We start from the raw sequence: 14,674 nt of genomic DNA, 5'->3' as shown, positions 1-14,674 counted from the left end.
ACCGCATCACACCGCGGGTGGCTTCCGGCCGCCCGCGGTGTCAGGCTGTCTCCATGAGCGACAAGGACCGGGAAGACCCGACGGCGGATTTCCTCGCCGAGGTCCGGCCGGAGGAGACCCCGTGGCGGACCGAGCGCCCGCCGGGTGAGGAGGCGCCGGAACGCGCCGAACGCCCGGAGAAATGGGGTCGCGCCAAATCCGCCGGACGGGCCGCGGCGAAGGCGGCGCCCTACGTCCAGGCCGCCGCGCTGGCGACCTGGATCGTCTCGGGCACTTTGAACGACTCAGCCGACTCCGGCGACTCCGGGTTCGACCCGGGCTCCTCCGGCGACGCCTAGAGCTTTCCTCGCGTCTCCCCAAGGGCGCTCTGCGCCCGACGGAGACTTCACGCCATGCGCCCTCTTTGGCCGAAGGCCACGGAAACGTTTTGCAGGGCACTCTCGAGCTCAGAGTGACGAGTTCGCGGCTCTGCCCTGCGAAATGTTTGCGTCAGCGCATGGCAGACAACATGGTCTTCATCCGCTCGATCTCGGCGGACTGGCCGGTGACGACCTCCTGCGCCATCTCCTGCGCCTTGATCTCCACACCCTTGCCGAGCTGGGCTTCCGCCATGGTCAGCGCGCCCTGATGGTGCGCGATCATCAGGTCGAGGAACAGCTTTTCGAACGCCACGCCGTTCGCCGCGCGCAGATCCGCCAGCTGGGCCTCGGTCGCCATCCCCGGCATGAGCGCATGGTCGTGCCCGCCGTGGCCGGCGTGCCCTTCGCCCGGGACCGGCTTGCCGCGGTCGGACAGCCAGGTCTTCATCATCGTGACCTCGCCGTCCTGCGCGACCGAGATCCGCCCGGCGATCGCCCGGATCTGCTCGTTCGCCGTCTTGCCCGGCACCAGATCCGTCATCACCTTCGCCTGCTCGTGATGCGGGATCATCATCGTCATGTACTCGACGTCGGCCTCGTTGGGCTGATCGCGGTTCACCGGGCCGGGGGAGCCGGTGCCGGCCTGCTCTCCGGGCTTCCCGGGCACGATCACCGGAGCACTTTGGGCCGGTTGCGCCGGTGTTTCGTCGCCGGTGCAGCCCGAGACTGCGAAAGCAGCGGCGACCAGTGCCGATGTCAAACTTTTTCTCATCCCGGGAGTTCCTCCGTTGGTCGGTATCTGTTGAGCCTAAATAAGGAATAAGGTGCGCGTAAAGCTGGGTGGAAGGAGAGCCATATCGTGCTGCAGCCTGGGCTGAAACGCCGCTTGACCAGGGTCTTCGTGTCGGCGGCCGCAGTCGCCGCCCTCGGGGCCTCCAGCGCGTTCGCCGCGCCGGCCGTCATCGCCGAACCGTCGGCGACCGCGATTCCGGGCGTGGACGAGATCGTCCACAGCCCCAACCTCCGGTCGATCGCGAACGTCCCGCAGCAGGGACCGTTCACCAAGGACTCGACCGGCACCGACATCGCGTTCACGAAGGGACACGCGATCGTCGGCACCTACGACGGTTTCAACGTCTTCGACGTCCGCAACCCGTACCGTCCGAAGATCGTCAGCCAGGTCCTGTGCCCCGGCGGGCAGAACGACGTGTCGATCTCCGGTGACCTGCTCTTCCTGTCGACCGACTACGCGCGCAGCGACAACTCCTGCAACAGTGTCGCGAAGCCCGCCTCGGACAAGACGTCGTGGGAGGGCATCAAGATCTTCGACATCTCGAACCTCGCGGCGCCCAAGTACGTCGCGGCGATCGAGACGGACTGCGGTTCGCACACCAACACCCTGGTGCCGGACAAGCGCGGCAAGGACGTCTACATCTACGTCTCGTCGTACGCGCCGGCGACCAACCTGCCCGACTGCCAGCCGCCGCACGACAAGCTGTCGATCATCAAGGTCCCCGTGAAGGACCCGAAGAAGGCCGCGCTCGTCGCGACCCCGGTGCTGTTCCCGGCCGTCGACGGCGGCGGCAACCCCGGTGGCACCAACCCCGACGGCACCCGCCGGTCGCCGACCACCGGCTGCCACGACCTGACGGCGCTGCCGGAGAAGGACCTGATGGCCGGTGCCTGCATGGGTGACGGCGTTCTGCTCGACATCTCCGACCGGCTCAAGCCGCGGGTCCTCAACCGTGTGCAGGACAACGTGAACTTCGCGTTCTGGCACAGCGCCACCTTCAACAACGACGCCACCAAGATCGTCTTCACCGACGAACTCGGCGGCGGTGGCATGGCGACCTGCCTGGAGAAGTTCGGCTCCACCCGCGGCGCCAACGGCATCTACCAGATCACCGGCCGCGGCGACGACCGCAAGCTGGAGTTCGTCAGCTACTACAAGATCCCGCGCCTGCAGTCCGAGACCGAGAACTGCGTGGCGCACAACGGTTCGCTGATCCCGGTGCCGGGCAAGGACATCATGGTCCAGTCCTGGTACCAGGGCGGCGTCTCGGTGTGGGACTTCACCGACGCCAAGAACCCGAAGGAGATCGCGTTCTGGGAGCGTGGCCCGCTCTCGAACGAGAAGCTCGTCGGCGGTGGGACATGGTCGGCGTACTGGTACAACGGCCACATCTACTCGTCCGACCTCGTGAAGGGCCTGGACGTCCTGGACCTCAACGACTGGCGGACCTTCCCGGCGAAGTTCGTCCGGCAGAACGAGTTCAACGCCCAGACGCAGTACAAGCTGCACCCGGGCTTCAACAAGTAGCCCATTAGCGTGAGATGAAAGGCCCCTTCATTGCAAAATTTGCAATGAAGGGGCCTTTCATTGCAACGGGGCCGAGCCTCAGACGAGCCAGGCGGCCGCGTCCGGCGGCAGTTTCCCGTCCACCAGCGGAACGCTCGACAGCAGTACCTCACCCGGCGGCAGCGCGATCGGGCTCGCCGAGGTGTTCAGCGCGCACACCAGCCCGCCGCCACGCCGCCGGAACGCGAAACACCCCGCGGGCGCGCCGTACCACTCGAGGTCTTCGCCGCGGAAAGCCTTGTGCGACTTACGGATCTCGATCGCCCGCCGGTACAGCGACAACGTCGACGCCGGATCCTCCAGCTGCGCTTCCACGGTCACCGAAGCCCACGAAGCGGGCATCGGCAGCCACGTGCGCGGATTACGCGAGAACCCGAACGGCGGCAGGTCGCCTTCCCACGGCAGCGGCACCCGTGACGCATCCCGGCCGAACTCGGCGCCGGAGGTCTTGGCCCGCGGGTCCGCGACCGCGTCGGGCGGGATGTCGACGTTGCCGAGCCCCAGTTCTTCGCCGTTGTACAGATAGACCGCCCCGGGCAGCGCGAGCTCGACGAGCGCCATCGCCCGCGCGCGCCGGACGCCGCGTTCCCCGTCGCCGTACCGGCTGACCTGCCGCCAGACGTCGTGGTTGCTCAACGTCCAGGTGGCGGGCGCTCCGGCGGACTTCGGCACCGCCAGCGACCGCTCGATGGCCGTCCGCAGCGCGTCCGCGTCGAAATGCGTGAGCACGAGCCGGAAGTTGAACGCCAGGTGCAGTTCGTCGGGCCGCAGGTAGCGCGCGAGACGTTCCTCGTCGGTCACCCAGATCTCGCCGACGGCCATGGTGCCCGGGTACTCGTCGAGCACCTTGCGGATCATCCGGTGGATCTCGTGGACGCGGTCGTTGTCGAACCGCGGATCGTAGAACTCGCTCGGCCCGAGCGCGTTCACCCGCGGGTCCATGTCCGGCAGGCCCGGCGGTTTCGCCATGCCGTGCGCGACGTCGACGCGGAAACCGTCCACGCCGTGGTCCAGCCAGAACCGCAGGGTCCGCTCCAGATCGGCGGCGACCTCGTGGTTGGTCCAGTTCAGGTCCGGCTGCTGCGGCGAGAACAGGTGCAGGTACCACTGGCCGTCCGGGACCCGCGTCCACGCCGTGCCGCCGAACGCGCTGACCCAGTTGTTCGGCGGCTGGTCGCCGCGCGGGCCGAGCCCGTCACGGAAGATGTAGCGATCCCGTTCCGGGCTGCCCGGCGGCGCCGCCATCGCCGATTTGAACCAGGCGTGGGTGTTGCTGGTGTGGTTTCCGACGACGTCGACGGTGACCTTGATGTCGCGTTTGTGCGCCTCGGTCAGCAGGACGTCGAAATCGCCGAGGGTGCCGAACATCGGGTCGACGTCGCGCGGGTCGGCGATGTCGTAGCCGTGATCGGCCATGGGGGACCGGTAGAACGGCGTCAGCCACAGCGCGTCGACCCCGAGCAGCTCCAGATACCCGAGCTTGCCGCGAATGCCTTCGAGGTCACCGACGCCGTCCCCGTCCGAATCGGCGAACGAGCGTACGTAGACCTGGTAGAAGACCGCCTGGGCCCACCAAGCCACGTCGCGTTCCATCACACGAAGCTGTTCATCATGCTGTTGGCGGCCATCTCCAGGTACGCCCACAGCTGCGAGCGGTAGGGCTCCTCGATGTTCTCCTCGTCGACCGCGATCTTGATGCAGCGCAGCCAGGCGTCGCGTTCGATCGGGCCGATCTTGAACGGAGCGTGCCGCATCCGCAGCCGAGGATGACCGCGCTGATCCGAGTAGGTGTGCGGGCCGCCCCAGTACTGCATGAGGAACAGCCGGAAACGCTCCTCGGCCGGGCCGAGGTCCTCCTCCGGATAGAGCGGGCGGAGCACCTCGTCGACCGCGACTTCGGCGTAGAACCGCGCGACGATCCGGGTGAAGACGGGTTCACCGCCGATCGCCTCGTACAAGGTGGTGGGGTCAGGTTCGGTCACGGACACAGCTCCATTCTGCCCTTGCCTACTGCGGGGCGGGGCCGGCGGACATAAAGCGCCCCAGCGGTGGCTCGAAGCCGGCTTCGTCCAACGCGGCGAGCAGATGCGCCCGCAGCGCGCGCTGCACGGCCCACTGCTTGCCGGGCCGGACCTTCACCGTCAGGCGGACCTTGATGCCCTCCGGTGTGACTGTCTCCACACCGAGCATCTCGGGCGGCTCGAGCACATTGGGCGCCAGCCCTTCACTCTCGAGGAGTGTCTTCGACTTGTCTGCCAGCAGCCCGATGGCCTTCTCGACGTCGGCGGAGTAGCTGAGCGGGACGTCGACGACGGCCACCGCGAAGCCCTGGCTCGAGTTGCCGACCCGCAGCACCTCGCCGTTGCGGACGTACCAGACGGTGCCGTTGATGTCACGCAGGGTGGTGATCCGGAGGCCGACGGCCTCGACGGTGCCGGACGCCTCACCGACGTCGACGACGTCACCGACGCCGTACTGGTCCTCGATCATCATGAACATGCCGGACAGGAAGTCCTTGACGAGGTTCTGCGCGCCGAAACCGAGCGCGACCCCGACGATGCCGGCGGAGGCGATGATCGGCGCCAGGTCGATGCCCAGTTCGCCCAGTACGAGGATGAACGCGAGGCCGTAGATCAGGAACGTCGCCATCGACTTGAGCACCGAGCCGATGGTGGCGGCGCGCTGACGGCGTCGTTCCATCACCGCCGAGCCGAGCACTTCGGGCGCCTTCTCCCGCAGCGGTCTCAACAGGGCGGGCAGCTTCGAGGAGCCGCTCGGCATCCGCGTCACGCGGTTGATCAGGCGTCGCACCAGGTACCGCAGCAGGAACGCCACGGCAAGGATCATCAGGATCCTGAGCGGCTTGGTCAGCAGCCAGCCCGCCGACGCGGCGAGCCATTCGTTCTTTGTGACCTGGAACACCTGGTAGCAGAACGTTTCGGCGTCTCGCGTGCAAGCCGGGGGTTCGGTGGGCAGCAGGTTCACTGAGAGGAAATGTCCTTTCGTACTCGGCGGGGATCACGTTCGCCGCTCGCTGCGGCGGGCGGCCGCGGCGGGGGCGAATCACCCAACTTCATGTGGCCGCCGGGTCGCGCGCATGTGACACGTCCAGTAACACACGTGCGCTTTGGGGCTGATCTGTGGTCGACTATGCCTGCACCGGTGGAGGTGGTCGAGTGCCAGACCGACAACCCATCCCCCTCGGCGTCCCGAGCCAAGCCTTGGCCGGACAGGCGCCGGAGGTCGTGTTGCGCGCCCATCCGGGAGGTGCCCCCTCGCACGGGGCTCCACCGGGCGGGCCGGGAACGCGGCCAGGGGGTGTTGCCCGCCCGCCCGGACAGCGTAGAGGGCGGGATCCGTCGACCACGGCGGTACCCACCACGACCACAGGGTCGTCCTGGGGCCGCAGACGGGTATTGCTGTTGAACGCCACGTTCGAACCGCTCACGGCGCTGCCGTTGCGGCGGGCGGTGGTCCTCGTGATGTGCGGCAAGGCCGAGGTGGTGCACGGCGACCCGGCGGGTCTCGAACTGCACGCCGCCACGGTCTCGCTGCCCGTGCCTTCGGTGATCCGGCTGAGCACCTACGTACGCGTGCCCTACCGCGCGCAGGTGCCGCTGACCCGGGCCGGGCTGATGCACCGCGACCGGTACCGCTGCGCCTACTGCGGAGGGCGGGCCGAGACGATCGACCACGTCGTCCCGCGCAGTCGTGGTGGCCCCCATAGCTGGACGAACTGCGTGGCCTGCTGCGCCAAGTGCAACCACCGGAAGGCGGACAAGCTGCTTTCCGAGATCGGCTGGCGCCTGCGCGTCGTGCCGAGGGCCCCGCACGGGCCGCACTGGCGGCTGCTCGCGCATTCGAAGGAGGCCGACCCACTGTGGCGGCCGTACCTGGGAACCGCGGCCTGACCCGGTTGTGGACACGTCGGCGCCCCGGCTGCCTTTCGGCGGCCGGGGCGGGCCGATGATGCCGTGGTGAAGCTCGTTACGAGTACGCCGTCCCCTACTTGACCGGTCGTGCCCGGGCTCAGGCGGCGAGCGAGAAGTCGCTCTGGCAGGTGACGCGGGTGCCACGGGTGACGCGGGTGCCCCGAGTGACACGCGTGCCGCAGGTGACGCGGGTTCCGGCGGTCACGCGAGTGCCGCGAGTGACCCGGGTTCCGCGCGTGACGCGGGTGCCGGCGGTGACGCGAGTGCCTCGGGTGACGCGGGTTCCCCGGGTCACCCGGGTGCCGGCGGTGACCCGCGTACCGCGAGTGACACGAGTACCGCGCGTAACCCGTGTGCCCGCCGTCACACGCGTACCGGGTACGAATTCAATTTCGAAGAGTGACGAAATGTCGTCGATGATCGCCTGGCCGGGTGTCTGGGTGCTCTGCATGACATATCCTCCTGCGACCGGTGCGTTACCTGCTGGGGTGGGGGAGCTGGGCGCAAGGCCCGTACAGGTGAAAAAGCTACGAGGATTTCAAGGCCGCGACAAGACGACAGCGCCGGGTGCGGCCGCCCGTACGTTGAGTTGCAACCTTTCGGCCTTGCGGGCTTCGCCCCAACGTGGGAGCGCTTTCGCGGCAAGCGGCGGACGGCCACCTCCGGAGGACGAGCGGTAGGTGCCGTGCGAGCGGGTGCGGCCCCGCGCCATCGGATACGCTCACGCGCGTGAACCTTGTCGAGACGATCCTGGTCTTCGCGGTGATCCCCTTGGTCATCTACGCGCTTTGCGGGGTGGCCACGCTGCGGTCGAAGGGCGCGGGCGTCGCCCGGTACCGGCCGGGGCAGCCGTGGGAGTACCCGGCCATGTGGTGGAGCGCCAACCCCGACGGTGTCGGCGCCAGGCATTCGCACGCGGGCGGCGCGACCGCCGTCGGTGCGGTGGACGGAGCTTCGGTGACGGGAGGCGCTCGTGGCAACTGGTGAACTGACCCATTCGTCCACCGCTGTTGACGAAGAGCCCGGTTACGGCGCCGCCGTTACTTCCAGCGGCCGGATTTCCGCCGCCAAGATGTACGAACCGGCTGGTCCGAACAGCCCATTCACGATCCAGCAGCTTGCCCGGCTGGACGAGGCGCTGACCCTGGCCAGCCGCGAGACCGGCCTGGACTTCAGTGTGTACCTCGGCGACCTCGGCGAGGACACCCGCGTCACCGCCGAAGGCCTGCTGAGCTCGACCGACAACCCGGCCGACGGCGTGATCGTCGCCGTGTCGCCCGGCCAGCGCGTCATCGAGATCGTGACGGGCACGCAGGCGCGGTTCCGCCTGCCGGACCGCGGCGCGAAGCTCGCCGTGGCCAGCATGGTCGCCTCCTTCAAGGAAGGCGACCTCATCGGCGGCCTCGTGAACGCCCTCCGCATGCTGAGCGACCAGGCCGGCGCTCCGCAGCACTGACGCTCTTCAGCCGCTTTACAGCCGTGAAGGCCTCCTTGCCTACCTTGAGGGTAGGGAAGGAGGCCTTCACTACTTCTGGGGCTGACGGTCTCGCTCGCTGGGCCTCCCGAACGCTATGAAAGGTCCTTTCCTTGCAAAATTTGCCAGGAAAGGACCTTTCATTGCATTACGGGACTAGAGCCCGGCCTGCGAGTCGAACTCACGGGCGGCCAGCGCCCGCACGATCCCGGCCCGGCCTTCCGACACGAGACGGCGCAGCGCCGCCGGGTGCTCCCCGGTCAGCCACGCGTCCGACGCCTCCACCGTCGACGGCTCGACGGCCCACGACGGGTACAGCCCGACCACGGTCGGCTGCGCCCGCTCGCTGGAGCGCCGCTGCCACACCTCGTCGATGACCTCGAAGTAGCGCGTCACGTAGCCGCCGAGCAGGTGCTTCTGGCCGGGGTGGGAGAAGCCGGTGATGAGCGAGTCGCTGACCGCGTTGGGCAGCTCGTCGTCGTACACCGCCCGCTGCCACGCGTCGGCCTTCGCGTCCTCGGTCGGCCGCAGCGCCCGCGAGCGCTCCGCCTGACGCCGTCCGGCGGCGGTGTCGTCCTTGGTGAGCTCCGCGTCGATCTCGGGGTTCTCCGCCTTGCCGTGCGCGACCAGCGCGTGCAGCAAGCGCCAGCGCAGGTCGGTGTCGACGGTCAGGCCCTCCAGCGGCGCCGTGCCGTCGAGCCAGCCCGCGATGATCGCCAGCGTCTTGTCGTCGAGCACGCAGCCGGCGAGCGAGTTCACGAACGCCAGCTGGTGGTCCGAACCGGCCTCCGCGCCCTGCGCCAGCTCCAGCAGCCGCGAAGAGAACTCCGGCCAGCCCTTGTCCGCCGCCCACGCCGGGTTCGCGTACGAGTTCAGCGCCGTCTGCGCCTGCAGCAGCAGCCGCTGCACCACGCCGACCTCGGTCTCGGTGTGCACGCCGCGCTGGACCAGGGTGACGAAGTCGCGGGCCTTGAGCTCGGCCTCGCGCGTCATCTCCCACGCCGCCGACCAGCACAGCGTGCGGGGCAGCGGATCGGTGATGTCGGCGATGCGGTCGATCAGCGTGGTCAGCGACGCCGGGTCGAGCCGCATCGTGCAGTAGGTCAGGTCGTCGTCGTTGACCAGCACGAGCTTGCCCGCCGGGAGACCGACCAGCGCCGGCACCTCGGTGCGCTCGCCGTCGACGTCGAGTTCGACACGGTGCTTGCGGACGATCTTGCCGTTCTCGTCCTCGTCGTAGACGCCAACCGCGACCCGGTGCGTCCGCAGCTCACCGGCACCCGGCTTGGCGCCGGTCTGGGTGACGGCGAACGCGGTGTACGCGCCGTCGGCGCCGACCTCGTAGCGCGGGCTCAGCGAGTTGAGACCAGTGGTCTCCAGCCACTGCGCGCTCCACCACGACAGGTCGCGGCCCGACGCCTCTTCCAGCGCGCCCAGCAGGTCCGCGAGGGTCGCGTTGCCCCAGGCGTGCTTGCCGAAGTAGACCTTCAGACCTTCGAGGAAGTGGTCGAGCCCGACGTAGGCGACGAGCTGCTTGAGCACGCTCGCGCCCTTGGCGTAGGTGATGCCGTCGAAGTTCACCTCGACCGCGTGCAGGTCGACGATGTCCGCGGCGATCGGATGCGTCGAGGGCAGCTGGTCCTGCCGGTACGCCCATGACTTCTCGATGTTCGCGAAGCTGGTCCACGCGTTCTTGTACTCGGTGGCCTCGGCCTGGGCCAGCACGCTCGCGAAGGTCGCGAACGACTCGTTCAGCCACAGGTCGTCCCACCAGCGCATGGTGACCAGGTCGCCGAACCACATGTGCGCCATTTCGTGCAGCAGCGTCTCGGCGCGGCGCTCGTAGGCGTAGCGGGTGACGCGGCTGCGGAAGACGTAGTCCTCCAGGAAGGTGACCGCGCCGGCGTTCTCCATCGCGCCCGCGTTGAACTCCGGCACGAACAGCTGGTCGTACTTGGAGAACGGGTACGAGGTGGCGAACTTGTCGTGGTAGAAGGCGAAACCCTGCTTGGTCTCGGTGAAGAGCTTGTCCGCGTCCATGTGCTCGGCGAGCGAGGCGCGGCAGTAGATGCCCAGCGGGATCGTGCGGTGCTCGTCGGTGAATTCGTCGCGCCACTCGCTGTACGGGCCCGCGATGAGCGCGACCAGGTACGTCGAGATCCGCTCGGACACCTTGAACACGGTGCGGACGGCCCCTTCCGGGGTCTCCTCCGTCGACTCGATCAGCGCGTTCGAAATGACCTTCCAGTCCTTCGGCGCGACCACGGTGAGCCGGTAGACCGATTTGAGGTCGGGCTGGTCGAAGCAGGCGAACATGCGCTTCGCGTCCGCGGTCTCGAACTGCGTGTAGAGGTAGACGCCGTCGTCGACCGGGTCGACGAACCGGTGCAGGCCCTCGCCGGTGTTCATGTACCGGCAGACCGCGTCCACGACGAGCTCGTTCGACCCGGCGAGCGCGGGCAGCTCGACGCCCTTGTCCTCGACGTACCCGCTGACGTCGAGTTCCGTCCCGTTGAGGACGGCCGACTCGATCCCCTCGGCGACGATGTCGACCCACGACGCTTCGCCGCTTCTGGCGCTGGCGAACTTGATCGTCGTCTTCGAAGTGAAGGTCTTTTCACCGGGACCGCCGCGGCCGTCGGTCAGATCCAGCTCGATGTCGTAGGACTCGACGTCGAGCAGCTCCGCGCGCAGCTTGGCTTGGTCTCGGGTCAGGTTGGGGGCGGGCACTGGCACCTCTGGTCATCGGTATCGGTTTTGGTTTCCAACTACAGGCATCCAATCATGTCCAGGCCGGTGCTGACGACGGGAACAACGCCGATGGCCGCGATGTTGGCTCGCTGTGTAGCACCGGTGTGCGCACCGGCCGGCCCAAGACGATGGCACTGGGAGAACCTGATGACCGCCCCGTCCGAGAAGACCAAGGTCGACTTCTACTTCGATCCGATCTGCCCCTTCGCGTGGATCAGCTCGCGCTGGATCCTCGAAGTGGAGAAGCACCGGGACCTCGATCTGAGGTTCCGGATCATGAGCCTGTCCGAGCTCAACAGCGGCCGCGAGGACCTGCCTGAGCAGTACAAGGAGCTGTTGGACCGCGGCTGGGGCCCCGTCCGCGTCGCCACCGCGCTCGCGCAGAAGAACGGCGAGGAGGCGCTGCGCGAGTTCTACACGGAGTTCGGCACGCGCCATCACAACCAGGGCGAGAAGGACATCCCGAAGGTCATCAAGGAGACCCTCGAAGCCATCGGCGCCCCGGCCGAGCTGGCCGAGGCGGCGGAGTCGACCGAGTACGACGAAGCGCTGAAAAAGAGTCACTACGAAGGTATGAATCCGGTCGGAATGGACGTCGGCACCCCGACCATCCACATCGACGGCGTCGCCTTCTTCGGCCCGGTGCTCAGCTCGATCCCGCGTGGCGAGGATGCCGTCAAGGTCTTCGACGGCGCCCGTGCGCTGGCGAGCTACCCGGACTTCTTCGAGCTGAAGCGCACCCGGTCCGGTGAGCTGAACTTCGACTAGGCGGTGTCCTGTGCGTCTGTTCGATGGGCTTCGTGATCCAGGTGGTTCCTGCCGTCAGGGGCCGCCTGGGCGCGAAGACCGCGAACATGACTTGCAGGACAACGCCTAAGGCGTTTCCAGGGCGGCCCTGGTGACATCCTCGGGGTAGGAAGACCTCGCGACGGCTTCGTCCGTCGTGAGGTCTCCCGCCGCGACCCGGGTCTTGAGCGCGACGAGCTCGCGCAGCCCGTCGCGGTGCTTCTCGAGGAACGTGGTGCCGACGGGGTCCCCATGGCCGGCCACGATGATCTTCGGCTCCAGCGCGAGGATCGCGTCCATCACGCCGGGCCATTCGGCCAGCGAGGTGCCGTCGTTGAAGGAGAACGCACTGAAGCCCGCTTCGGCGTTCTCGACGGCGTCGCCCGCGTAGACGACTCCCGCGTCGGGCAAGTGCACGAACAGGTCGTGATCGGTGTGCGCCCGGCCGAGGAACCGCAGCACGACGGTACGGCCGCCGAGGTCGATCTCGGCGGTGTCGGTGACCGGTTTGTCCGGCAAGGTGATCTCGGTGCGTTCCAGCGCCTCCGCCATCTCAGGGCGATTTTCGCCGAGGTAGTGCTGGATCCATTTGTGCCGCGCGCCCTCGCCGTAGGTGGTCAGCTCGGTCAGGCACCGTTCGTGCGCCCAGACGTCGCACGGCAGGAACGCCGTCGTGCCGAAGGCGTGGTCGAAATGCGCGTGGGTGTAGACGACCGACCACGGCAGCGGCGTGATCTCCCGTACCGCCGCGGCCAGTTCGGCACCCTGGTCGACGTCCCCGCGGACGTCGACGACCAGGCAGCGCTCACCGCCCACGACGAGGCCGACGGTCAGGTCCAGCTCCTCGTAACGGCGGGCGTACACGCCGTCCGCGAGTTCGAGCCAAGTCACGAATCCTCCAGAATTCCGTTGCGCAGCACCGGAACCGTGCTGCTTGTGTCGAGCTCCGCGGCGAGCCGCACGTCGTTCGCGTGCCCGGCCGCGGCGAGTTCACGTCCTGAAGCACACTCTGTCAGCGCTTCGGCGATGTCGATCGCTTTCACCGCGATGGCCGCGAGACGGGCTTCGGCGGACAGGCGGCCGTAGCCGTCCAGTGCCGCGGCGATCGCTCCCGCGCCGAGCTGGTCCTCGACGCACGGTCTGAGCGGGCCGAACGTCTTGGTTTCGGCGCGGAGGTCGATACCCCAGCGTTCCCCGGCCGGGACGACGCCGATCGGGCGCCCGTCCGCCAGCTCCGCCGCGCGGGCGGCGACGGCGGTCGCGTTGCGCAGGCAGCCAGCCAGGACCTGAGCACCGGTCGTGGCGGCGGCGTCGCACAGCGTGGCGCCATTGGGGGAGGGAAGCCCGAGGAGGGTGCCGGAAGGGATTTCCGTCACAGACGAAGGTCGCAAGGACCAGCGTTTTTCACCCGCGAGGATGGCGCCCCGCGCCTTCGCGGCCTCCTCACCGCGCTGATCGCTCCAGCGGACCGGAAGGACCCGGCCGCCGTTGCCGAGCACGAGATCCGTTGTGGTGCAGAAGGAAAGCACGTCGACGATGACGAGAACGGCGCAGTCGGCGCCCAAGGCGGTGACGCCCTCGCTTCCCCATTCGAGTCTGATGTCCACCCCCACAGCATGCCCGCGCCGGAACGTGATGGCAGACTCCGCGCTGTGCGTGTTTACCTTGGCTCCGACCATGCCGGTTTCGAACTGAAGAACCACCTCGTGGCCCACCTCAAGGAGCAGGGTCACGACGTCGAGGACGTCGGCCCCTTCGTCTACGACGCGGCCGACGACTACCCCGCTTTCTGCATCGAAGCGGCCCGCCGCGTCGTCGCGGACGAGGGCAGCCTCGGCATCGTCGTCGGCGGCTCCGGCAACGGCGAGCAGATCGCGGCCAACAAGGTCAAGGGCGCTCGCGCCGGCCTCGCGTGGAGCGTCGAGACCGCGAAGCTCACCCGCGAGCACAACCACGCCCAGCTGATCGGCGTCGGCGCGCGGATGCACACCACCGAAGAGGCCACGGAGATCGTCGAGGCGTTCCTCGCGACCCCGCCGAGCCCGGACGAGCGCCACGGCCGCCGCGTCCAGCAGATCCTGGACTACGAGAACACCGGCTGGCCGCCGCCGCTGCCCGAGCACTGACATGCCCGAGGGGCACACGCTCCATCGCTTGGCACGTCTGCACAAACGCCGGTTCGCCGGGCATCCGGTCGAGGTGAGCAGCCCGCAAGGACGGTTCGCCGCCGAAGCGTCCCGTTTGGACGGCCGGGTGCTGGTGAAGGCCGAGGCGTACGGGAAGCACCTGTTCCACGACTACGGTCCACACGGGACGGTGCACGTCCATCTCGGCCTCTACGGCATGTTCTCCGACGTGCCGCTGCCCGTTCCGGAACCGGTGGGGCAGGTGCGGATGCGGCTGGCCGGCCCGACACACTTCGCCGACCTGCGCGGCCCGACCCGGTGCGAACTGCTCGACGGGCCCCAGGTGGACGCGATCAAGGCGCGGCTGGGCCCTGATCCGCTGCGCCGCGACGCGAAGCCGGACAAGGCATGGGAGCGGATCTCGCGGTCGAAGACGTCGATCGCGGCACTGCTGATGGACCAGTCGGTGCTGGCGGGCGTCGGCAACGTGTATCGCGCCGAAGTGTTGTTCCGGCACGGTGTCGCCCCGCTGGTTCCAGGCCGTGCGCTCGATCGCGCGCTGTGGGAGGACATGTGGGCGGATCTCGTGACGCTCATGCGGCACGGTGTCCGGGTGGGACGGATCGACACGGTCGCGCCGGAGCATCTGCCCGAGGTCACGGGCCGCGCGCCGCGGCAGGACCGGCACGGGGGCGAGGTCTACGTCTACCGGCGCGAGGGGATGCCTTGTCTCGTATGCGGGACGGCGGTGCTGCGGAGCGATCTGGCGGCGCGGAACCTCTTCTGGTGCCCGACCTGCCAGCCCGCCTGACGGTCTCGATGCGGACACCGCACCTCTGTGGTGCACGGTTCCCCTCGGGGCCGGTGCGCGTGTTGCGAAAGCCACT

15 protein-coding genes are annotated in these 14,674 nt (G+C 68.4%); 8 read left to right on the top strand and 7 right to left on the bottom strand.

The window, feature by feature from the left end:
• The first annotated feature begins 53 nt into the window (after positions 1-53).
• Complete coding sequence (locus tag ACLJQ7_RS16790) at positions 54-338, top strand: hypothetical protein (protein ID WP_410649124.1); 285 nt, start codon at positions 54-56, stop codon at positions 336-338.
• A gap of 151 nt (positions 339-489) precedes the next feature.
• Here the strand turns inward: ACLJQ7_RS16790 and ACLJQ7_RS16785 are convergent, their stop codons facing one another.
• Complete coding sequence (locus ACLJQ7_RS16785) at positions 490-1,131, bottom strand: DUF305 domain-containing protein (RefSeq protein ID WP_410649123.1); 642 nt, start codon at positions 1,129-1,131, stop codon at positions 490-492.
• A gap of 87 nt (positions 1,132-1,218) precedes the next feature.
• On the opposite strand from ACLJQ7_RS16785, the gene ACLJQ7_RS16780 reads away from it, so the two are divergent.
• On the top strand, positions 1,219-2,679 hold the full coding sequence (locus ACLJQ7_RS16780; RefSeq protein ID WP_410649122.1) for an LVIVD repeat-containing protein: 1,461 nt from the start codon (positions 1,219-1,221) through the stop codon (positions 2,677-2,679).
• Positions 2,680-2,757: 78 nt separating this feature from the next.
• On the opposite strand, the gene ACLJQ7_RS16775 is transcribed toward ACLJQ7_RS16780, so the two are convergent.
• Genes ACLJQ7_RS16775 through ACLJQ7_RS16765 form a run of 3 tightly spaced genes read right to left on the bottom strand, consistent with a single transcriptional unit; the run spans position 2,758 to position 5,703 of the window.
• The gene (locus ACLJQ7_RS16775) at positions 2,758-4,311 is read right to left on the bottom strand and encodes a glycoside hydrolase family 13 protein (RefSeq protein WP_410649121.1); all 1,554 of its coding nucleotides are present in this window, start codon (positions 4,309-4,311) and stop codon (positions 2,758-2,760) included.
• The gene (locus ACLJQ7_RS16770; RefSeq protein WP_125676391.1) at positions 4,311-4,706 is read right to left on the bottom strand and encodes a globin; all 396 of its coding nucleotides are present in this window, start codon (positions 4,704-4,706) and stop codon (positions 4,311-4,313) included. The genes ACLJQ7_RS16775 and ACLJQ7_RS16770 overlap by 1 nt, the downstream gene beginning before the upstream one ends.
• A gap of 19 nt (positions 4,707-4,725) precedes the next feature.
• Positions 4,726-5,703 carry a mechanosensitive ion channel family protein gene (locus tag ACLJQ7_RS16765; protein ID WP_410649120.1) on the bottom strand — a complete coding sequence of 326 codons (978 nt, stop codon included), beginning with the start codon at positions 5,701-5,703 and terminating at the stop codon, positions 4,726-4,728.
• A gap of 431 nt (positions 5,704-6,134) precedes the next feature.
• On the opposite strand from ACLJQ7_RS16765, the gene ACLJQ7_RS16760 reads away from it, so the two are divergent.
• The 3 genes from ACLJQ7_RS16760 (at position 6,135) to ACLJQ7_RS16750 (ending at position 8,106) form a co-directional block, all read left to right on the top strand.
• Entirely contained in the window at positions 6,135-6,629 is a 495-nt protein-coding gene (locus tag ACLJQ7_RS16760) for an HNH endonuclease (RefSeq protein WP_007034711.1), read from the top strand.
• Positions 6,630-7,379: 750 nt separating this feature from the next.
• Complete coding sequence (locus ACLJQ7_RS16755) at positions 7,380-7,637, top strand: hypothetical protein (protein WP_410649119.1); 258 nt, start codon at positions 7,380-7,382, stop codon at positions 7,635-7,637.
• Entirely contained in the window at positions 7,624-8,106 is a 483-nt protein-coding gene (locus ACLJQ7_RS16750) for a DUF5130 family protein (RefSeq protein WP_410649118.1), read from the top strand. The genes ACLJQ7_RS16755 and ACLJQ7_RS16750 overlap by 14 nt, the downstream gene beginning before the upstream one ends.
• A 174-nt stretch (positions 8,107-8,280) precedes the next feature.
• On the opposite strand, the gene pepN is transcribed toward ACLJQ7_RS16750, so the two are convergent.
• Positions 8,281-10,854, bottom strand: a complete 2,574-nt coding sequence (gene pepN, locus ACLJQ7_RS16745; RefSeq protein WP_410649117.1) for an aminopeptidase N — start codon at positions 10,852-10,854, stop codon at positions 8,281-8,283.
• Between the two features lie 168 nt (positions 10,855-11,022).
• Between pepN and ACLJQ7_RS16740 the strand changes: the two genes are divergently transcribed.
• A complete protein-coding gene (locus ACLJQ7_RS16740; RefSeq protein ID WP_410649116.1) occupies positions 11,023-11,643 on the top strand; it encodes a disulfide bond formation protein DsbA in 621 nt (206 codons plus the stop codon).
• A 105-nt stretch (positions 11,644-11,748) separates the two neighbouring features.
• Here ACLJQ7_RS16740 and ACLJQ7_RS16735 read toward each other — a convergent pair whose 3' ends face one another.
• Together ACLJQ7_RS16735 and ACLJQ7_RS16730 are read right to left on the bottom strand one after the other, a co-directional pair.
• On the bottom strand, positions 11,749-12,552 hold the full coding sequence (locus ACLJQ7_RS16735; protein ID WP_410649115.1) for an MBL fold metallo-hydrolase: 804 nt from the start codon (positions 12,550-12,552) through the stop codon (positions 11,749-11,751).
• The gene (locus ACLJQ7_RS16730) at positions 12,549-13,268 is read right to left on the bottom strand and encodes a 2-phosphosulfolactate phosphatase (protein WP_410649114.1); all 720 of its coding nucleotides are present in this window, start codon (positions 13,266-13,268) and stop codon (positions 12,549-12,551) included. Before ACLJQ7_RS16730 ends, ACLJQ7_RS16735 begins: the two co-directional genes overlap by 4 nt.
• A 45-nt stretch (positions 13,269-13,313) precedes the next feature.
• Here ACLJQ7_RS16730 and ACLJQ7_RS16725 point away from each other — a divergent pair, with 45 nt between their 5' ends.
• Both ACLJQ7_RS16725 and ACLJQ7_RS16720 read left to right on the top strand, forming a co-directional pair.
• Positions 13,314-13,787 (top strand): ribose-5-phosphate isomerase, encoded by a 474-nt coding sequence (locus tag ACLJQ7_RS16725; RefSeq protein ID WP_007034718.1) that lies wholly within the window; start codon positions 13,314-13,316, stop codon positions 13,785-13,787.
• Position 13,788: 1 nt separating this feature from the next.
• Positions 13,789-14,598: an Fpg/Nei family DNA glycosylase gene (locus tag ACLJQ7_RS16720; protein WP_410649113.1), complete on the top strand. Its 810-nt coding sequence runs from the start codon at positions 13,789-13,791 to the stop codon at positions 14,596-14,598.
• Positions 14,599-14,674: the final 76 nt, after the last annotated feature.

The organism is Amycolatopsis sp. cmx-4-54 (genome assembly GCF_046548895.1).
Lineage (GTDB): Bacteria > Actinomycetota > Actinomycetes > Mycobacteriales > Pseudonocardiaceae > Amycolatopsis.
The sequence above is the reverse complement of the archived record's forward strand: the minus strand, read 5'-3'. Positions and strand labels throughout refer to the sequence as shown.

What these genes read in the sequence shown, in the direction of transcription:
- ACLJQ7_RS16790 (WP_410649124.1), top strand. Translation starts at nt 54, where the DNA reads ATGAGCGACAAGGACCGGGAAGACCCGACGGCGGATTTCCTCGCCGAG.
- ACLJQ7_RS16785 (WP_410649123.1), bottom strand. Translation starts at nt 1,131, where the DNA reads ATGAGAAAAAGTTTGACATCGGCACTGGTCGCCGCTGCTTTCGCAGTC.
- ACLJQ7_RS16775 (WP_410649121.1), bottom strand. Translation starts at nt 4,311, where the DNA reads ATGGAACGCGACGTGGCTTGGTGGGCCCAGGCGGTCTTCTACCAGGTC.
- ACLJQ7_RS16740 (WP_410649116.1), top strand. Translation starts at nt 11,023, where the DNA reads ATGACCGCCCCGTCCGAGAAGACCAAGGTCGACTTCTACTTCGATCCG.
- ACLJQ7_RS16720 (WP_410649113.1), top strand. Translation starts at nt 13,789, where the DNA reads ATGCCCGAGGGGCACACGCTCCATCGCTTGGCACGTCTGCACAAACGC.